15 protein-coding genes are annotated in these 17,208 nt (G+C 68.0%); 12 read left to right on the top strand and 3 right to left on the bottom strand.

What is annotated here, in order from left to right:
* The first annotated feature begins 188 nt into the window (after positions 1-188).
* From sppA to AUL30_RS06405, 3 genes are all read left to right on the top strand, one after another.
* Complete coding sequence (sppA, locus tag AUL30_RS06395) at positions 189-1,139, top strand: signal peptide peptidase SppA (RefSeq protein ID WP_062227029.1); 951 nt, start codon at positions 189-191, stop codon at positions 1,137-1,139.
* Positions 1,140-1,229: 90 nt separating this feature from the next.
* On the top strand, positions 1,230-1,511 hold the full coding sequence (locus AUL30_RS06400) for an integration host factor subunit beta (protein ID WP_062227030.1): 282 nt from the start codon (positions 1,230-1,232) through the stop codon (positions 1,509-1,511).
* Between the two features lie 136 nt (positions 1,512-1,647).
* Positions 1,648-2,046: a LapA family protein gene (locus tag AUL30_RS06405; RefSeq protein WP_062227031.1), complete on the top strand. Its 399-nt coding sequence runs from the start codon at positions 1,648-1,650 to the stop codon at positions 2,044-2,046.
* A 24-nt stretch (positions 2,047-2,070) separates the two neighbouring features.
* Here AUL30_RS06405 and AUL30_RS06410 read toward each other — a convergent pair whose 3' ends face one another.
* A complete protein-coding gene (locus AUL30_RS06410) occupies positions 2,071-2,520 on the bottom strand; it encodes an SRPBCC family protein (RefSeq protein ID WP_062227032.1) in 450 nt (149 codons plus the stop codon).
* A 98-nt stretch (positions 2,521-2,618) separates the two neighbouring features.
* Between AUL30_RS06410 and AUL30_RS06415 the strand changes: the two genes are divergently transcribed.
* The 4 genes from AUL30_RS06415 (at position 2,619) to AUL30_RS06430 (ending at position 6,215) form a co-directional block, all read left to right on the top strand.
* A complete protein-coding gene (locus AUL30_RS06415; RefSeq protein ID WP_062227033.1) occupies positions 2,619-3,728 on the top strand; it encodes a class I SAM-dependent methyltransferase in 1,110 nt (369 codons plus the stop codon).
* Positions 3,728-4,594 carry a TrmH family RNA methyltransferase gene (locus AUL30_RS06420; protein WP_062227034.1) on the top strand — a complete coding sequence of 289 codons (867 nt, stop codon included), beginning with the start codon at positions 3,728-3,730 and terminating at the stop codon, positions 4,592-4,594. The genes AUL30_RS06415 and AUL30_RS06420 overlap by 1 nt, the downstream gene beginning before the upstream one ends.
* A 1-nt stretch (position 4,595) precedes the next feature.
* Entirely contained in the window at positions 4,596-5,081 is a 486-nt protein-coding gene (lspA, locus tag AUL30_RS06425; protein WP_062227035.1) for a signal peptidase II, read from the top strand.
* Between the two features lie 243 nt (positions 5,082-5,324).
* Positions 5,325-6,215, top strand: a complete 891-nt coding sequence (locus tag AUL30_RS06430) for a GNAT family N-acetyltransferase (RefSeq protein WP_062227036.1) — start codon at positions 5,325-5,327, stop codon at positions 6,213-6,215.
* Between the two features lie 12 nt (positions 6,216-6,227).
* Here the strand turns inward: AUL30_RS06430 and nagA are convergent, their stop codons facing one another.
* Both nagA and AUL30_RS06440 read right to left on the bottom strand, forming a co-directional pair.
* The gene (gene nagA, locus AUL30_RS06435; RefSeq protein WP_062227037.1) at positions 6,228-7,376 is read right to left on the bottom strand and encodes an N-acetylglucosamine-6-phosphate deacetylase; all 1,149 of its coding nucleotides are present in this window, start codon (positions 7,374-7,376) and stop codon (positions 6,228-6,230) included.
* Between the two features lie 18 nt (positions 7,377-7,394).
* A complete protein-coding gene (locus AUL30_RS06440; protein WP_157069950.1) occupies positions 7,395-7,667 on the bottom strand; it encodes a DUF1236 domain-containing protein in 273 nt (90 codons plus the stop codon).
* 182 nt (positions 7,668-7,849) lie between these two features.
* Here AUL30_RS06440 and mutS point away from each other — a divergent pair, with 182 nt between their 5' ends.
* From mutS to trpS, 5 genes are all read left to right on the top strand, one after another.
* Positions 7,850-10,582, top strand: coding sequence for a DNA mismatch repair protein MutS (gene mutS, locus AUL30_RS06445; RefSeq protein ID WP_062227064.1), 2,733 nt, complete (start codon positions 7,850-7,852; stop codon positions 10,580-10,582).
* A gap of 93 nt (positions 10,583-10,675) precedes the next feature.
* Positions 10,676-11,524 carry an SDR family oxidoreductase gene (locus AUL30_RS06450; RefSeq protein ID WP_062227039.1) on the top strand — a complete coding sequence of 283 codons (849 nt, stop codon included), beginning with the start codon at positions 10,676-10,678 and terminating at the stop codon, positions 11,522-11,524.
* Between the two features lie 84 nt (positions 11,525-11,608).
* The gene (locus tag AUL30_RS06455) at positions 11,609-14,440 is read left to right on the top strand and encodes a [protein-PII] uridylyltransferase (protein ID WP_062227065.1); all 2,832 of its coding nucleotides are present in this window, start codon (positions 11,609-11,611) and stop codon (positions 14,438-14,440) included.
* Positions 14,437-16,047 (top strand): murein biosynthesis integral membrane protein MurJ, encoded by a 1,611-nt coding sequence (gene murJ / locus AUL30_RS06460; protein WP_062227040.1) that lies wholly within the window; start codon positions 14,437-14,439, stop codon positions 16,045-16,047. Before AUL30_RS06455 ends, murJ begins: the two co-directional genes overlap by 4 nt.
* 53 nt (positions 16,048-16,100) lie before the next feature.
* Entirely contained in the window at positions 16,101-17,168 is a 1,068-nt protein-coding gene (trpS, locus tag AUL30_RS06465) for a tryptophan--tRNA ligase (protein WP_062227041.1), read from the top strand.
* The last annotated feature ends 40 nt before the right edge of the window (positions 17,169-17,208 follow it).

Below are 17,208 nucleotides of genomic sequence, written 5' to 3' on the forward strand. Positions count from 1 at the left end.
GTCGACGAGATCACGCGGTCTGTATGATTGTGTCGATCCGTTACGAGCCATATGCGGCTTTTGCGGGGTAAAGGGAAGGTGGGCCGGTGATTTTGCGGTGCTTGGCAAGGCTGCGCGGAGCCGCTATTGCGACAGTGCGGAGCGCGCCGCGAGGGCAGGCGCGACGGCACTAACTGCAGGTGGCGGGCATGAGCGCTCAGGACTGGATCGACCGTCGGCGCCTGCGCCGCAAGCTGAGCTTCTGGCGCTTCGCGGCGATCCTCATCCTTCTTCTGGTCCTGGCGGGGCTTCCCTTCCTGGTGGGCGGCCGCGGCATCCTGCGCAGCCCGCAGATCGCCTCCGTCGCCATATCGGGCATCATCACCGAGAATGACGACCGGCTGGCACTCCTGCGCGAGCTCGGCGAAGACGACGGCGTCCGCGCGGTCATCCTGAAGATCAACTCGCCCGGTGGAACGACCGTCGGCGGTGAAACCCTGTACAAGGCGGTGCGCGATCTGGCCGTGCACAAGCCCGTCGTCGCGGAAATCGGCACGCTCGGCGCCTCGGCCGCCTATATGGTCTCACTCGGCGCGGACCGCATCGTGGCCTACAACTCCTCCATCGTCGGCTCGATCGGCGTGATCTTCCAATATGCCGACGCCTCGCGGCTTCTGGACACGATCGGCGTGCGGATCGACGCCGTCCGGTCGGCGCCGCTGAAGGCGGAACCCTCGCCCTTCGCACCGGCGCCGCCGGAAGCCATCGACATGATCCGCCGTCTGGTGATGAGCAGCTATGACTGGTTCGTCGGCCTGGTGGTGGAGCGGCGCCCGCTCGACGAGCCGACCGTGCGCCGCCTGGCGGACGGCTCGGTCTTCACCGGGGAGCAGAGCCTTGCGAACGGGCTGATCGACGCGCTCGGCGGCGAGGCCGAGGCCCGCCGCTGGCTGGAGGAAGATCGGGGTATTCCCGCCGGGCTGGAGATCGTCGAGCACGAGCCGGACGATGGGTCGCGCTTCGGTTTCCTGCGCGGCGCCGCCTACTCCCTCCTGTCGATCGATCCGACCGGCCTGAACCTGCGGGAGCTCTTCCTCGGTCAGGGCGGTCGCCTTGACGGGCTGGTGTCGCTCTGGCAGCCTCCGACCGATCCAGCCTAAAACGGCGGGCCGCGGCGACACGCCACTGGCCACGTCGCCCGCGGATGCGGTAAGCGCTCCGGACGCCGACTTTCTGAAGGTTGAAGACCCGTGATCAAATCCGAACTCGTGCAGATCATCGCCAGCCGCAACCCGCATCTGTACCAGCGGGACGTGGAGACCATCGTCAACGCCATCTTCGACGAGATCACCGACGCGCTGTGCGAATCCAACCGGGTCGAGCTGCGCGGCTTCGGCGCCTTCTCGGTCAAGAACCGCCCGCCGCGCGCCGGCCGCAACCCCCGCACGGGCGAGGCCGTGGATGTCGAGGAAAAGTGGGTGCCCTTCTTCAAGGCCGGCAAGGAACTGCGCGAGCGCCTGAACGGCGAATGAGCCATCCGCAGCGCGCGTCACGCCGCTCCACGTCCATGCGGATTGATTTCGGCAGCGGGGCGCTTAGTTTCCAAGCCGCGGCGGATCGAGGGTATGGGCGCAATGCGCGCCTGCCTCATAAGACACGGGAACCGGAATGGCATCCAAGCTCCTGACCATCTTCATCGGCTTGCCCCTGGCGGCACTCCTGATCATCTTCTGCGTCGTGAACCGTACGCCCACGACGGTCAGCCTCGACATCTTCGGCACGACGCCGCAATTTTCCATGACGCTGCCGCTCTTCGTCCTCCTGATGGTGGCGATCATCCTGGGCGTTGTCCTGGGCGGCATCGGAACCTGGCTCACCCAAGCCCACTACCGGGCGAAGTCGGCACGCCGGCGCCGGGAGATCGAGGGGCTGAAGCATGAGGTCGAGGTGTCGAACGAGCGGCTGCGCCGCCTGCGCGAGGAGCGGGACCGCGATCTGATCGGCCCCGACGCCGCGCTCCCGGCCCCGCAGCCGCACACGGCCATCACGCGCGCCGCCAACGCCTGATCCAGCCGGACGGGGCGGTGCCGGCTACAGGCTGCCGTCCCGGATCCTCTGGGTCAGCCGGACGAAGAAGCGGTCCACAAGCTTGCGACCGGCCGATTCGATGAAGGACTGGCCGAAGCTCGCCAGCCGCCCACCGGCCTGCGCCTCTGCATGATAGGTCAGGATCGTGCCGCCATCCGGCGCATCGCGCAGGCGGACGGCCGCGAGACCCTTGGCCAGACCGGCAAGGCCGCGCCCCTCGCCATGCAGCACATACTGCTCGGCGGGGCGAACATCGGTCAGTCGGATGGTGCCGTCGAAGCGAATCCGCGCCAGGGACAGTTTGACAGCGACCGTCGCCTCCAGAAGGTCGGGGCCGACCCAGACCAGACGCTCGCAGGCATGGATGCAATCCTTCAAAACATCTGGGTCGTTCAGCCCTTCCCACACGCGTTGACGCGGCAGGGCAAGCTCAACCTCTCCATCCAGTTCCATGCGGTAATCCTTCCTCCTTGGCCGCCTGGGAGATAGGGCGTATCGGCCGGGTTTGCGACCGTTCCCTCATCGCGCAAAATGCTCTACACGACGTTGCCATGAAACGATCTCGGGACAGAACGCCGATGCCCGGCCCGGGCAGCCGGGGCAAGAAGGCGGGCCAGCCGGTACGTGTGCAGTCCGCGCGGCCGCGCCCGCCGGCCGCCGAAAAGGCGGCCGATGTACCCGCAGCGCCCCGGGCCAGCGCCGCCGAGCGGGGCGAGGAAGCGCGCGCCGCGCGCCCGCCCATTCGCTATCCCGAAGGGGACCTGCCGCCCTGCCACATGCCGGTGATCCTGACCGTCGAGCCGAGCCAGGACTACGCGCTTCTGGATTGCGGACATGGCGAGAAGCTGGAGCGCTACGGACGGCTCACCGTCCGCCGGCCGGAAAACCAGGCCATCTGGCGGCCGCGCCTCGATGCCGCTGCCTGGGACGGCGCCGATGCCATCTTCACCGGCGATACGGACGAGGAAGGGGCAGGGCGCTGGCGCTTCCCGAAGGGCGATCCGGGCGAGACCTGGCCCCTTGCGCAGGACGGCATGCCCTATCTCGGCCGGTTCACCTCCTTCCGGCATGTCGGCGTGTTCCCCGAACAGGCCGCGCATTGGCGCTATATGTGCGAGGCCATCGCGGCGGCTGGCCGTCCGGTCCGCGTCCTGAACCTGTTCGGCTATACGGGGCTCGCCTCGCTGCTGGCGGCGCGTGCGGGGGCCGAGGTCACGCATGTGGACGCTTCCCGCAAGGCCATCGCCTGGGCGCGGGAGAACCAGGACCTGGCCGGGCTGGCCGACAGGCCCGTCCGCTGGATCTGCGAAGATGCCGTCCGCTATGTGGAGCGCGAGGTGCGGCGTGGCTCGACCTACGACATCATCCTGTTCGATCCGCCCAAGTTCGGGCGCGGCCCCAAGGGGGAGGTCTGGCAGCTCTTCGAGGATCTGCCCTACCTCATGGCGGAACTGCGCCAGCTTTTGTCAGAGCGGCCCATCGCCCTGGTGCTGACGGCCTATTCGATCCGCGCCTCCTTCTATTCGCTCGCCGCCCTGATGGCGGATCACTGCCGCGGCCTCGGCGGCCGGATCGAGGCGGGCGAACTCGTCATTCCAGAGGCCGGGCCGCAGGGACGGCTCCTGTCCACCTCGCTCTTTTCCAGATGGGTCGCAACGTGATGAATGACGGCAGGAAGGATCTGCGGCCGCTGGCGGCGCCCGGGCGGGTCAAGGAAGTGACGAGCGTCTCCAACCCGATCGTCAAGAACATCCGCAACCTGGCCATGCGCAAGACGCGCGAGGAGACGGGCTTGTTCCTGGCGGAGGGTTTGAAACTCGTCATCGACGCCCTGGACAGCGGCTGGAAGATCGACACGCTCATCGTGTCGCGCAACCAACTGCCCGACAACGCGCTCCTGTCGCGCGCGGCGGCGCGCACCGTCGCCGCCGGCGCCGACGTGCTCGAGGCGTCCGACAAGGTCCTGTCGGCCATCGCCCGCCGCGACAACCCTCAGGCCGCAATCGGCGTGTTTCGCCAGACGTTGAGCGATCTGTCGCGCATCGAGCTTGGCGCCGACGGCGTTCTGGTGGCGCTGGACCGGGTGCGCGATCCCGGCAATCTCGGCACGATCCTGCGCACCGCCGATGCGGCGGGCGCCAAGGGCGTGGTGCTGATCGGCGAAACGGTGGATCCGTTCTCGCTGGAAGCCGTCCGCGCCACGATGGGGTCGATCTTCTCGGTCCCGGTGGCCCGCGTCAGCGAAAAGGCCTTCCTGCAATGGCGGGCCGGCTTCAAGGGCCTCGTCGCCGGGACGCATATGAGCGGCACGGTCGATTACCGGACCCCGGACTATGCCGCCCGGCCCACCGTGCTTCTGATGGGCAACGAGCAGTCCGGCCTGTCCGATGCGCTGGCAGGGGCCTGCGACACGCTGGTGCGCATCCCCCAGGTGGGCCGCGCCGACAGCCTGAATCTGGCCATCGCCACCGGGCTCATGATCTTCGAAGCACGCCGGGCGCGCCTGTCGCTCGATGCAAAGGCCTGAAATGACGATGCGCTTCGCCCTCGTGAACCTGTTCGTCGTGGTGATGGCCGTCTTTCTGGACCAGTTCATCAAGCTGGTCGTCGTGGCCACCATGCCGCTCGGCTCGGCGATCCCGGTCCTGCCCTTCCTGGCGCTCCTGCATGCGCGCAACGAGGGCATCGCCTTTTCCATGTTTGCCAGCTTGAGCGGGTGGACGCTGGCGGCGGCCTCCTCGCTCGTCCTCCTCTTCGTCCTCTGGCTCTGGTGGAACACGCCGCGTGAGCGCAGGCTGACGCACTTCGCCTTCGCCATCATCTTCGGCGGCGCGGTCGGTAACCTGATCGACCGCGTGACGCTCGGCTACGTCACCGACTACATCTATTTCCACACGCCGGTCTGGTCCTTCGCCGTCTTCAACCTGGCCGACGCCTTCATCACCGTGGGTGCGGCGCTGATCATTCTGGACGAGTTCTGGCTGCTTCCCCGCCGGGCCCGGCGGGGCGCCTGAAGCCCGCCGCATGTCGCATCCGGGCCGCATTGCGGGGCCCGGGCCATGAGAGTAGGATCGCGCCCATCTGACGGGTCCGCCGGTCACACAAGCTTCGCGAAGCTTCGCTAGGCCATGGATGGCCGGCAAAAGAACCCGGCCGCCGGCAGGGCGATCCGGTGCAGGCATAGCAGCGCAGGCCAAGAGGTGCAGGCGCGCAGCGCCTGCACGGGGGTGCCGAGGGCGGCGACTGGAGGACGGAACATGAGCGTGCTGCATCCGCACAAGCCGTTACGACGGGGCCCTACGGCGCTCGGCTTCCTGCCGGCGCGCCTGAAGGCCAAGGCCTTCGACGCCGAGATGCCGCCGCTCGGGCGCATCGGCGATCTGGAGGTTCGCGTTGCGTCCAGCAAGGCGGAAGTGAAGGCCGCCCAGGCCCTGCGCTACCGCATCTTCTACCAGGAAGGTAGAGCCCGGCCCTCCGCCCTGCAGCGCATGGCGCGGCTGGACCGCGATCCCTTCGATCGGATCTGCGACCATCTCATCGTCCTCGACCGCAGCCTGCCCGGTACGCGCACCCAGCAGGTCGTGGGCACCTACAGGCTGCTGCGCCAGGAGCGGCTGCCGGCCGGCCGCAGCTTCTACACGGCGCAGGAATTCGAGATCGATTCCCTCGTCGCGCGCCATCCGGGCAAGCGCTTCCTGGAACTCGGCCGTTCCTGCGTGCTGAAGGACTATCGCGGCAAGCGCACGGTGGAACTTCTGTGGCAGGGGATCTGGTCCTATGTGCTGCGGCACCGGATCGATGTCCTGTTCGGTTGCGCGTCGCTGTCGGGCGTCGATCCGCAAGCGCTGGACATGCCCCTGTCCTTCCTGCGGACCAACGCCGCCGCGCCGGAAGCCTGGCAGGTGCGCGCCGTGCCGGCGCGTTACGTCGCCATGGGGAGCGGTCCCTGCCAGGATCCGCGCCGTGCGCTCGCCGCGCTGCCGCCGCTCCTGAAAGGCTATCTGCGGCTCGGCGGCTATATCGGCGATGGCGCCGTGGTGGACGCCCAGTTCGGCACCACGGACGTGCTCGTGGTCCTGCCGGTCGAGCGCATCAGCGCGCGCTACGTGACCCATTATGGCGAGGATGCCGGCCGCTTCGCGGCCTGACGTCGGCGGCGCTCAGTCCGCCGCCGCAAACAGCCTTCCGTCGACCATGACCTGCCGCACGGCGAAGCTATCGTCCAGAAGCGTCATGCTGGCGCGGTAACCGGGCGAGATCGCCCCCAGCTCCCGCTCCAGCCCCAGCGCCCGCGCCGGATTGGCGCTGGCCATGGCAATGGCCCGACCGGGTGACACGTCGGCAAGCGCCATCATGTTGCGCACCGCCTCGATCATCGACAGATGCGCCCCGGCCAGCGTTCCGTCCGTGCCTTCCAGCCGGTTGCCGACCAGCCGGATCGGACGGCCCATGAGGGTGAACTGCGTGTTCTTGCCGGCCAGCGTGGGCATGGCGTCCGTTACCAGGCACAGGCGCTCGGGCATGAGGCGCGCCGCCAGGCTGAGATTGCGGGGCGCCACATGGATCGCATCGGCGATGATTCCGGCGAACAGGCCGGGCTCGGTCAGGACGGCCCCGACGATGCCGGGCTGCCGGCCCGCCAGTGGCGGCATGGCATTGAAAAGATGGGTGGCGCCGATCAGGCCCGCATCCGCCGCCGCGGCCATCTGTGCGTCAGACGCCTCGCTATGGCCGGCAAAGACGCGCACGCCGCTGGCGATCAGGCGCTTCAGGAGCGCCGGATCCTGCCGTTCGGGCGCCAGCGTCACCAGCCGCATGAGGGGGGCGGCATCGCAGATGAGATCACAGTCGGGCGCGGTCAGCGGACGGATGGCATCCGGCGGGTGGATGCCCGGCCGCGCGGGAGACAGGAACGGCCCTTCCAGATGCACGCCCAGGATGCCGGGCACCCCCGCCCGGACCGCATCCCCCACCGCCGCCAAAGCCTGCGTGAAGCCCGTTCCGGGCGCGGTGATGTAGGTCGGCAGGAGATGCGCGGTGCCGCCCTTTCGGGCCGCCGCAGCGATGGTGGCGATGGTCCGTGCGTCCGGCGTATCGTTGAAGAGCGCGTCGCCGGCGCCGTTGATCTGCAGATCGATGAAGCCGGGCGCCAGGATCGGGACGGTGATGGCATTGGCTGGCCGGCGGCCCTCAGCCGGTTCGATGGCGAGGATACGGCCTTCATCGACATGGACGAGCCGGTCGGTGGCGGCCGCCCCGCCGCCTCCGTCGAAAAGCCGCTCTGCCAGGAAGGTGGTGCGCGTCGCCATGACGGCGCGGCCGGCCCGTCAGCCGATGCGCACGATGGCGCGCGTTCCCATGTCGACGATGACCGGGCGGCCTTCGTAGTAGAAATAGCCATAGACGCCGTCACCGCCCTCGGGTTGATGGATCTGGACGTTCTGGGGCACCGAGGCGCCGATGGAGGGGGGCGTGGCCAGGCGCGCATCTTCGGTCGGGTGCTGGAGCGCGTAATCGGACACGGACGGCGCGCTCTGTGCAGCCGCGGCCGTGGCCAGCGCCATGAGTGTCACGGCGGCGATGACGAGCTTGCGAACCATGTTGACCGATCCTTCCGATGCGAGATGGCATCCTGGCCCGCCGGGCGTGAACGGCGCCTGAACGAATGCCGACAGGAGTTCATATTGTGTCGGGCGCGCGCTGCGCAAGCTGCCGCTTTGGCCGCGAAAGAGGATTCTTCATGTGGAAGGAGGCGCAGCCGTCCTTCCATCGCCCGGCCGCGATGGGTAGATGTGCAACCGATGACGCACGACAGGACGAGGCCCAGCAGCGGATGAGCGACGCGGACGCAAGCCCGACGCCGATGATGGCGCAGTATCTCGCCATCAAGGAGGCCAATCCGGACTGCCTCCTCTTCTACCGCATGGGGGATTTCTACGAACTCTTCTTCGACGATGCCGTCCGCGCGGCGGCGAGCCTCGGCATCGCACTCACCAGGCGGGGCAAGCATCTGGGGCAGGATATCCCCATGGCCGGCGTGCCCGTCCATGCCTCCGACGACTACCTGCAGCGGCTGATCGCCGACGGTTACCGCGTCGCCGTCTGCGAGCAGACGGAAGACCCGGCAGAAGCGCGCAAGCGCGGCTCCAAATCGGTCGTGTCCCGCGCTGTCACCCGCCTGGTGACGCCGGGCACGATCACCGAGGAGCGGCTGCTCGATCCCGGCCGCCCCAACTTCCTCGTCAGCCTGTCCCGCCTGGGCGGCAAGGGGCCGGGCGCCCAATACGCGCTGGCCTGGACCGACCTGTCGACAGGGCTCTTCCGCATTGCCGATACGCAACCGGAGCGCCTCGTCTCGGACATCATGGCGCTGGAGCCGAGCGAGCTCATCTTCCCGCAGACCCTGGCCGACGAGCCGGAAATCCTCGCCCTGGCCCGCCGGCTGCAACGGGCGGCGCGGGCCGAGCCCGCCGTGCTCTTCGACGGATCGACCGCCCCGGAGCGGCTCTGCCGCTTCTACGAGGTGTCGACGCTGGCCGGCTTCGGGACCTTCTCGCGGGCGGCCATGTCGGCGGCGGCGGCGCTCGTCACCTATCTCGGCAAGACGCAGTTCGACGCGCGGCCCGCATTGGAGCGCCCGCAGCCGGTGCGCAGCGATGCGATCATGCTGATCGATCCCGCCACCCGCGCCAGTCTGGAGCTGACCCGGACCCTCTCCGGCAAGCGGCAGGGCTCTCTCCTGGCGACGATCGATCGCACGCTGACCGGCCCGGGCGCGCGTCTCCTCGCCACCCGGCTGGCCCAGCCGCTGACGGACCCGGACACGATCGGCCGCCGCCAGGACAGCGTCGCCCTGTTCCATGCCGATGCCAGCCTGTCATCGGCCCTGCGCGCCGCCTTGCGCGGCGGGCCGGATATCGAGCGGGCGATGGCGCGCCTGTCGCTCGACCGCGCCGGCCCGCGGGATATCGGCACGGTGCGTGACGGGCTCGAGCGCATCGCGCTGCTGCGCGGCCTTCTGGCGGAGGCTGCCCTGCCGGCCGAGATGTCCGAGGCGCTGGACAGGTTGGCGGCGCTGCCGCAGGATCTTTTGGAGCGGCTCGCCAGCACGCTGGGCGACACGCTGCCCTTGAACCGGCGCGATGGCGGCTTCATCGCCTCGGGCGTCATCCCCGCGCTGGACGAGGCCCGCGCATTGCGCGACGAATCGCGCCAGTACATTGCCGCGCTGCAAAGCCGCTACGCCGAGGAAACCGGCGTGCGCAGCCTGAAGGTCAAGCACAACAACGTGCTCGGCTATTTCATCGAGGTTCCGGAAGCGCAGGGCAAGGCGCTGCTCGATTCCTTTGCCGGCTTCGTCCACCGCCAGACCATGGCGAGCGCCATGCGGTTCTCGACCGCAGCGCTGGCGGATCTGGAAACGCGCATCGTGGACGCGGCGGCCACCGCGCTGCGGCTGGAGCTCGAAGCCTTCGACGCCCTGCGCGCCGCCATCCTGGTCGAGATGCCGCGCCTGCGCGAGGCCGCCGAGGCTCTTGCCGTGCTGGACGTGTCCAGCGCCCTGGCCGAGCTGGCGCGCGCAGAGGACTGGGTGCGCCCGACCGTCGACGAGAGCCTGGCCTTCTGTGTCGAATGCGGCCGCCATCCGGTGGTCGAAGCCGCTCTGAAGGCCGGTGGCGGGGAAGCCTTCGTCGCCAATGATTGCGATCTGTCACCGCCGCCGGGCACGAGCGGCGGCGCCATCTGGCTTCTGACCGGGCCGAACATGGGCGGCAAGTCGACCTTCCTGCGGCAGAACGCGCTGATCGCCGTCCTGGCGCAGATCGGATCCTTCGTCCCGGCCACGCGGGCCGTGATCGGCATCGTCGATCGCCTGTTTTCCCGCGTGGGGGCATCGGACGATCTGGCCGAAGGCCGCTCGACCTTCATGGTCGAAATGGTCGAGACGGCGGCCATCCTCAACCAGGCCGGGCCGCGCACCCTCGTCATCCTGGACGAGATCGGACGTGGGACCGCCACCTATGACGGGCTGTCCATCGCCTTCGCCGCCGTGGAGCACCTGCACGAGGCCAATGGCTGCCGGGCCCTCTTCGCCACGCATTTCCACGAGCTGACGGCCCTGTCCGCCCGCCTGACCCGCCTGAAGAACGCGACCATGCGCGTGAAGGAATGGGAAGGGGAGGTGATCTTCCTGCACGAGGTCAAGCCCGGTGTGGCGGACCGCTCCTATGGCATCCAGGTGGCACGGCTGGCCGGCCTGCCGCCGGCGGTCGTGGAGCGCGCACGCCACATTCTGGCCGAGCTCGAAAAGGGCAAGCAGGGCGAGAAGCGGACGGCCTTCATCGACGATCTGCCGCTCTTTTCCATGCTGGCGCGGCCGGCCCCGGCAGCACCCAAGGCCGCGCCTTCGCCTGCGCTTGCCGCGCTCGACCGGCTCGATCCCGATACGATGACGCCCCGCGATGCGATGGAGGCCCTGTACGAGCTGAAGCGGCTGGCCAGCACGCAGAAATAAGGTCGGCTGACAAATCGGCCTGGAACGGGGACGCGGCGGCAGGGTTGTCCGCCTTGAGTGAAGCGCCGCGGGCGCCAGCAAGGAGCAAACCCTATGGCCGAGAATTTCCCACCCCAGCATCAGGATGCCGAGCCGGGCCGTGAGCACGAGATGACGCCACGGCCGGACTATATGCCCCGCTTCAAGGGCTCCGACCGATTGCCCGGCAAGGTGGCGCTGATCACGGGCGGAGATAGTGGCATCGGCCGGGCCAGCGCCGTCAGCTTCGCACGGGAGGGGGCGGATGTGGCCATCGTCTACCTCGACGAGGATACCGACGCGCAGGAAACGCGCGCGGCAATCGAGGCGGAAGGGCGTCGGGCGCTCCTGATCCGCGGCGACGTGCGCGACAAGGGCTTCTGCATGGACGCCGTGCGCCAGACGGTGGAGGCGTTCGGCAAGCTGGACATTCTGGTCAACAATGCCGCCCACCAGGAAGAGGCGAAGGACCTGCGCGACATCAGCGAGGAGCAGCTCGCCAAGACCTTCGAAACGAACATCTATGGCTACTTCTTCATGACGCAGGCCGCGCTGGACCACTTGTCCGAGGGCGCATCCATCGTCAACGTGACGAGCGTCAACAGCTACAAGGGCAACGACACGCTGATCGACTATTCCTCCACCAAGGGCGCGATCACGGCCTTCACCCGGTCCATGGCGCTGAACCTGATGGACCGCAAGATCCGCGTGAACGGTGTCGCGCCCGGCCCCATCTGGACGCCCTTCATCCCCATGTCGATGGATGCGGAAAAGGTCGCCTCCTTCGGCTCGCAGGTGCCGATGGGGCGCGCGGGGCAGCCGAACGAGGTGGCGTCCGCGCTCCTGTTCCTGGCCAGCGACGATGCCTCCTACTTCTCCGGGCAGGTCCTGCACCCGAATGGCGGGACGATCGTCGGCGCCTGATGTCGGCCTGCAGGCCGGCACGTCCTTTGCCCCCGCCGCCGAATGCGTCTATAGGCCTTGGCAAGACCGGCTCGACGGATGGACATGGCTGACGCTTCCGCAAGACCCCGTCCGGACGCCCTGAACGAGCGTCCGGACCTGCGCTTTTCCGAGATACTGGACACGGCCGCCCTGCGACGGGATCTCGCCGCCATCGCGGCGGCGGGCGGCGATATGCGGCCCGCGCTCCTGGCGCGCCTGCGGACCGCCAAGGACGAAGGGCGCAAGGCTGCCGAGCGCCTTCTGTTCGAGGATGGCGGCGGCACGCTCTGTGCCGAGCGCATCAGCCTTCTTCAGGACGAGCTCATCCGGGCCATCGTCGAGTTCGCCCTGGAACATGTCTTCGAGGGACAGAATCTGTCGCCCGCCGAACGTGTCGCGGTTCTGGCCGTGGGCGGCTACGGGCGCGGCACGCTGGCGCCGGGCTCCGACATCGATCTTCTGTTTCTCTTGCCCTACAAGCAGACGGCCCTCGGCGAGCAGTGCGCCGAATATCTGCTCTATCTCCTGTGGGATCTGGGCTTCAAGGTCGGTCATGCGACCCGCTCGGTCGAGGAGTGCATCAAGCTCTCGCAGAGCGACTTCACGATACGCACGGCCATTCTGGACCGTCGCCTCATCATCGGCAATGCCGCGCTGTTCGCGGAATTGAACACGCGCTTCGACACGGCCGTCGTGGCGGGGACGAGCGCGGAGTTCATCGCCGCCAAGCTGGCCGAGCGCGATGCGCGCCACGCCCGCTCCGGCGATACGCGCTACCTGGTGGAGCCGAATGTCAAGGAAGGCAAAGGCGGCCTGCGCGACATCAACACCCTGTTCTGGATCGCCAAATATCATTTTGGCGTGGGCACGCCCCAGGGGCTGGTGGATATCGGCGTCCTGTCACGGCGCGAGGGGCGGATCTTCGAGAAGGCCGAGGATTTCCTGTGGGCCGTGCGCTGCCACACGCATTTCCTGACGGGCAAGGCAGAGGAGCGCCTGTCCTTCGATCTGCAGCCCGATATCGCCGACCGGCTGGGCTACAACACCCATCCCGGGCTTCGGGATGTCGAACGCTTCATGAAGCACTATTTCCTGATCGCCAAGGATGTGGGCGATCTGACGGGTATCCTCTGCGCTGCGCTGGAGGAAGAGAACGCCAAGGCGCCGTCCGGCATGCGGCGCATCTTCGGCCCGCTGCGTGCGCGCTCGCGGTCCATACCCGGCACTCTGGCCTTTCGCACCGACAATGGCCGCATCACCGTGGCGTCGAAGACGGTCTTCACGGACGATCCGGTCAACCTGATCCGCATCTTCCGCCTGGCGGCGCGCCATCAGCTCGAATACCACCCGGACGCCCTGAAGCTGGTGCGCCGTTCGCTGCGGCTGATCGATTCCGATCTGCGCGAGAATGCCGAGGCGAACAGTCTCTTCCTCGACGTCCTGACCGATCGCAACGACCCGGAACTGCATCTGCGCCGAATGAGCGAGGCCGGGGTTCTAGGGCGCTTCATCCCCGAATTCGGGCGCATCGTGGCGATGATGCAGTTCAACATGTACCACCACTATACGGTGGACGAGCATCTCCTGCGCTCCATCGCCATCCTGTCGCAGATCGAGCGGGGGCTGCATCAGGACGAGCTGCCGCTGGTGGCCGGCGTGATCAGCGCGATCAAGGACCGCACCGTCCTTTATGTCGCGCTTCTCCTGCACGACATCGCCAAGGGGCGGCCGCAGGATCATTCCATCGCCGGCGCAACCATCGCCCGCCGGCTGTGCCCGCGGCTTGGGCTTGACGAGCGGGAAACGGAACTCGTCGAATGGCTGGTGCGGGACCACCTGACCATGTCCATGACCGCCCAGCAGCGCGATCTGAACGACCGCAAGACCATTCTGGACTTTGCCGAAAAGGTCCAGTCGCTCGACCGGCTCCGCCTGCTCACCGTCCTGACCGTCTGCGATATCCGGGCGGTGGGTCCGGGCGTGTGGAACGGTTGGAAGGGCCAGCTCCTGCGCACGCTCTACTGGGAAACGGAACCGGTCCTGACGGGCGGCTTCACGCAGATGTCGCGCTCCAACCGCGTGGCGCTGGCGCGCCGTGAGCTGGAAGCGCGGCTTGCCGACTGGCCGGAGGCCGACCGCCGGGCGGCACTCGATATTCATTACGACAACTACTTCCTGACCGTGCCGCTGGACGATCAGGTCCGGCTGGCGGAGTTCATCCGGTCCAGCGACAAGGCGGCGCTGGCCACCACCATCCGCACGGACCGTTTCCACGCCATAACCGAGATCATCGTGATCGCGCCGGACCATCCGCGCCTCCTGTCCATCATCACGGGGGGCTGCGCGGCGGCGGGGGCCAACATCGCCGATGCGCAGGTCTTCACCATGACGGACGGACGGGCGCTCGACATCGTCACCGTCACGCGCGAGTTCGCGGACGACGAGGACGAGCATCGGCGCGCCAAGCGGATCGTGCGCAACATCCAGGATCTGCTCGGCGGCCAGGAAGCCATGCCCACCATGCTGGCCCGCCGCCGCAGCCGGGACCTGTCCACCTTTGCCGTCATGCCGCAGGTGCGCATCGACAATCGGCTCTCCAACGCGCTGACGGTGATCGAGGTGGAGGGGCTGGACCGGCCGGGTCTGCTCTGCGACCTGACGGGCGCCATGTCGGACCTCAATCTCGATATTCGCTCCGCGCACATCTCCACCTACGGCGAGAAGGCCGTCGACGTCTTTTACGTCACCGACCTGATCGGCATGAAGATCACCGGCGAAAACCGCATGGAGCGCATCGAGCGCAGGCTCCTGTCCGTCCTGGAAAGCGCCGAGGGCGAGATATCCTCCGTCGGTGCGGCGCGCAGCTCCATCGCGCAGGGATTGGCACGCGCGTGAGCCTGATCTCGAAATTCGCGACCGTCGGCGGGGCGACGCTCATATCGCGCATCTTCGGCTTCGCGCGCGAGATGATGATGGCCTCGGCGCTCGGGGTCAGCCCCGTTGCCGACGCCTTCAACCTCGCCTTCCGCTTCCCGAACCTCTTCCGCCGCTTCTTTGCCGAAGGGGCGCTCAACTCGGCCTTCGTTCCCCTCTTCTCCCGCGCGCTGGAACAGGAGGGCGAAGCGGGGGCCCGCCGCTTCGCCACGGAAATCTTTTCCACGCTGACGCTGGTCCTCTTTGCGCTGACGGTGCCGGCCATCATCTTCATGCCCTTCCTGGTGCGCACCATCATCGCGCCCGGGCTCAACCTGTGCATCGACGAGGCGGCGCTGCCGCAGGCGCTGAGCTGCGCCGAGCGGTTCGACATCACAGTCACCTTCTCGCGCATCATGTTCCCTTATCTCGCCTCCATGTCGCTCGTGGCGATGATCGGCGGCATCCTGAACGCCTATCGGCGCTTCTTCGCCGCGGCGGCCGCGCCGGCGCTCCTGAACCTCTTCCTCATCGCCATCCTGGCCTGGTGCCTCTGGAGGCAAGAGGATACGCGCATGCTCGGCTTCATGATGAGCTGGGGCGTGCTGGCGGCCGGCGTGGCGCAGTTTGCCATGGTTGCCATTGCCATGCGGATGGCGGGCTTCTCGCTCGGGCTGCAGCGGCCGCGCTGGACGCCAGGCCTCAAGCGCCTGCTGGTCCTGGCGGGGCCGGCGGCACTGATCGGCGGCATCACGCAGATCAACCTCTTCGTCGGGCAGGCCGTCGCCTCCTTCAAGGAGGGGGCCGTGTCGATCCTGACCTATGCCGACAGGCCCTACCAACTGCCGCTCGGCATGGTCGGCGTGGCGATCGGCGTCGTGCTTCTGCCCGAACTGTCCCGCGCCCTGAAGGGCGGGCGCATCGCCGAGGCGCAGCACACCCAGAACCGGAGCCTCGAATTCGCGCTGTTCCTGACCCTGCCGGCGGCGGTGGCGCTGTTCATTATGCCCGAGCCCATCGTGCGGCTGATCTATGAGCGCGGCGCCTTCGGGCCGGACACGACGCGCGCAGTCGCCGCGGTGCTCGGCATCTATGCGCTCGGCCTGCCGGCCTTCGTCCTGATCCGCGTCTTCTCGCCCGGCTACTTCGCGCGGGAGGATACGCGCCGGCCCATGTTCGTCACGCTCGCCTCCGCCATCGTGAACACCGTCCTGTCGGTGGCGCTGTTCTTCCTCCTGGCCGAACGCGGAATCGCCATGGCCACAACGCTGGCGGGCTGGATGAACGCGCTGCTCCTGTTCCATGGGCTCTATGCACGCGGCCATTGGGTGGTGGATCGGGCGCTCCTGCGCCGATGCGCCATGCTTCTGGTCTCGTCCCTGATCATGGGCGCGGTCATTCTTTTTGCCATGCCCTATGCGCGGGCCTTTGCGCAGACGCATGGAACATTGGGGCAGATCGGGGGGCTGATCGCCCTGATCACCCTGGCGATGATCGCCTATTTCGGGGCGGCGCTCGTGACGGGCGCTGCCGACAGGGCCATGGTCTTCCGCATTCTCAAGCTGCGCGCCGGCCGTCGCGGCGCTTGATCGCGCGCGCGCGGCGGGCAATAAGACGGCCGTCAAGCATGGGGCAAGGCGATATGGCAGATTTCACGCAACGGGTGTTCTCCGGCGTCCAGCCGAGCGGCAACCTGCATCTGGGCAATTATCTGGGCGCGGTTCGTCGCTGGGTGGCGCTGCAGGACAGCTATCCGTGCATCTTCTGCGTGGTCGATCTGCACGCCATCACCGTCTACCAGGACCCATCGGCGCTGGAAACCGCCACGCGTGAGGTGGCCGCCGCCTACCTGGCCGCCGGGATCGACGCCAAGGCGCATATCGTCTTCAACCAGAGCCGCGTGCCCGAGCATGCGGAACTGGCATGGCTGTTCAACTGCGTGGTGCGGCTCGGATGGCTCAACCGCATGACGCAGTTCAAGGACAAGGCCGGCAAGGACCGCGAAGCCGCCTCCGCCGGGCTGTATGTCTACCCCGCGCTCATGGCGGCGGACATTCTGGCCTACCGCGCGACGCACGTGCCCGTGGGGGAGGACCAGAAGCAGCATCTGGAGCTGACGCGCGACATCGCCGCCAAGTTCAACCACGACTATGCGGCGCGGATCGCCGAGCGCGGCCTGGGCGTGCCCATGACCATGGGCGAGCAGGAGGTCCAGGGCTTCTTCCCGCTGACCGAGCCGCTCATCGAAGGTCCGGCCACGCGCGTGATGAGCCTGCGCGACGGCACGAAGAAAATGTCGAAGTCCGACCCGTCCGACCTGTCCCGCATCAACCTGACGGACGATGAGGACCAGATCTCCAAGAAGATCCGCAAGGCCAAGACCGATCCGGACGGGCTGCCCTCCGAACTTGCCGGCCTTGCCGGGCGGCCGGAGGCCGACAATCTCGTCGGCATCTATGCGGCCCTGGCCGGCCGAAGCCGGGAGGCGGTGCTGGCGGAGTTCGGGGGGCGTCAGTTCTCGGAGTTCAAGCCGGCGCTGGCCGATCTGGCCGTCGCCAGCCTGTCGCCCGTATCGGCGCGCATGCGCGAGCACCTGGCCGATCCGGCCGGAATCGACGCGGTGCTGCGCGACGGGGCCGAGCGGGCCCGCGCCATCGCGGCCGAAACCATCGCACAGACCAAGGCCATCATGGGCCTGTTGAACGACTGACGGGACGGCGTAGCGCACCCCGCTTGCGGCGGGGTCGCCC

This window comes from Aureimonas frigidaquae (assembly GCF_001463905.1).
In the GTDB taxonomy this organism is placed as follows: Bacteria; Pseudomonadota; Alphaproteobacteria; order Rhizobiales; family Rhizobiaceae; genus Aureimonas; species Aureimonas frigidaquae.

Bases quoted from the DNA above. Each gene is read 5' to 3' on its own strand.
- AUL30_RS06415 (WP_062227033.1), top strand. From the start codon at position 2,619: ATGAAACGATCTCGGGACAGAACGCCGATGCCCGGCCCGGGCAGCCGG.
- lspA (WP_062227035.1), top strand. From the start codon at position 4,596: ATGACGATGCGCTTCGCCCTCGTGAACCTGTTCGTCGTGGTGATGGCC.
- AUL30_RS06405 (WP_062227031.1), top strand. From the start codon at position 1,648: ATGGCATCCAAGCTCCTGACCATCTTCATCGGCTTGCCCCTGGCGGCA.
- sppA (WP_062227029.1), top strand. From the start codon at position 189: ATGAGCGCTCAGGACTGGATCGACCGTCGGCGCCTGCGCCGCAAGCTG.
- AUL30_RS06450 (WP_062227039.1), top strand. From the start codon at position 10,676: ATGGCCGAGAATTTCCCACCCCAGCATCAGGATGCCGAGCCGGGCCGT.
- trpS (WP_062227041.1), top strand. From the start codon at position 16,101: ATGGCAGATTTCACGCAACGGGTGTTCTCCGGCGTCCAGCCGAGCGGC.
- AUL30_RS06430 (WP_062227036.1), top strand. From the start codon at position 5,325: ATGAGCGTGCTGCATCCGCACAAGCCGTTACGACGGGGCCCTACGGCG.
- nagA (WP_062227037.1), bottom strand. From the start codon at position 7,376: ATGGCGACGCGCACCACCTTCCTGGCAGAGCGGCTTTTCGACGGAGGC.
- mutS (WP_062227064.1), top strand. From the start codon at position 7,850: ATGGGTAGATGTGCAACCGATGACGCACGACAGGACGAGGCCCAGCAG.
- AUL30_RS06410 (WP_062227032.1), bottom strand. From the start codon at position 2,520: ATGGAACTGGATGGAGAGGTTGAGCTTGCCCTGCCGCGTCAACGCGTG.
- AUL30_RS06440 (WP_157069950.1), bottom strand. From the start codon at position 7,667: ATGGTTCGCAAGCTCGTCATCGCCGCCGTGACACTCATGGCGCTGGCC.
- AUL30_RS06420 (WP_062227034.1), top strand. From the start codon at position 3,728: ATGAATGACGGCAGGAAGGATCTGCGGCCGCTGGCGGCGCCCGGGCGG.
- AUL30_RS06455 (WP_062227065.1), top strand. From the start codon at position 11,609: ATGGCTGACGCTTCCGCAAGACCCCGTCCGGACGCCCTGAACGAGCGT.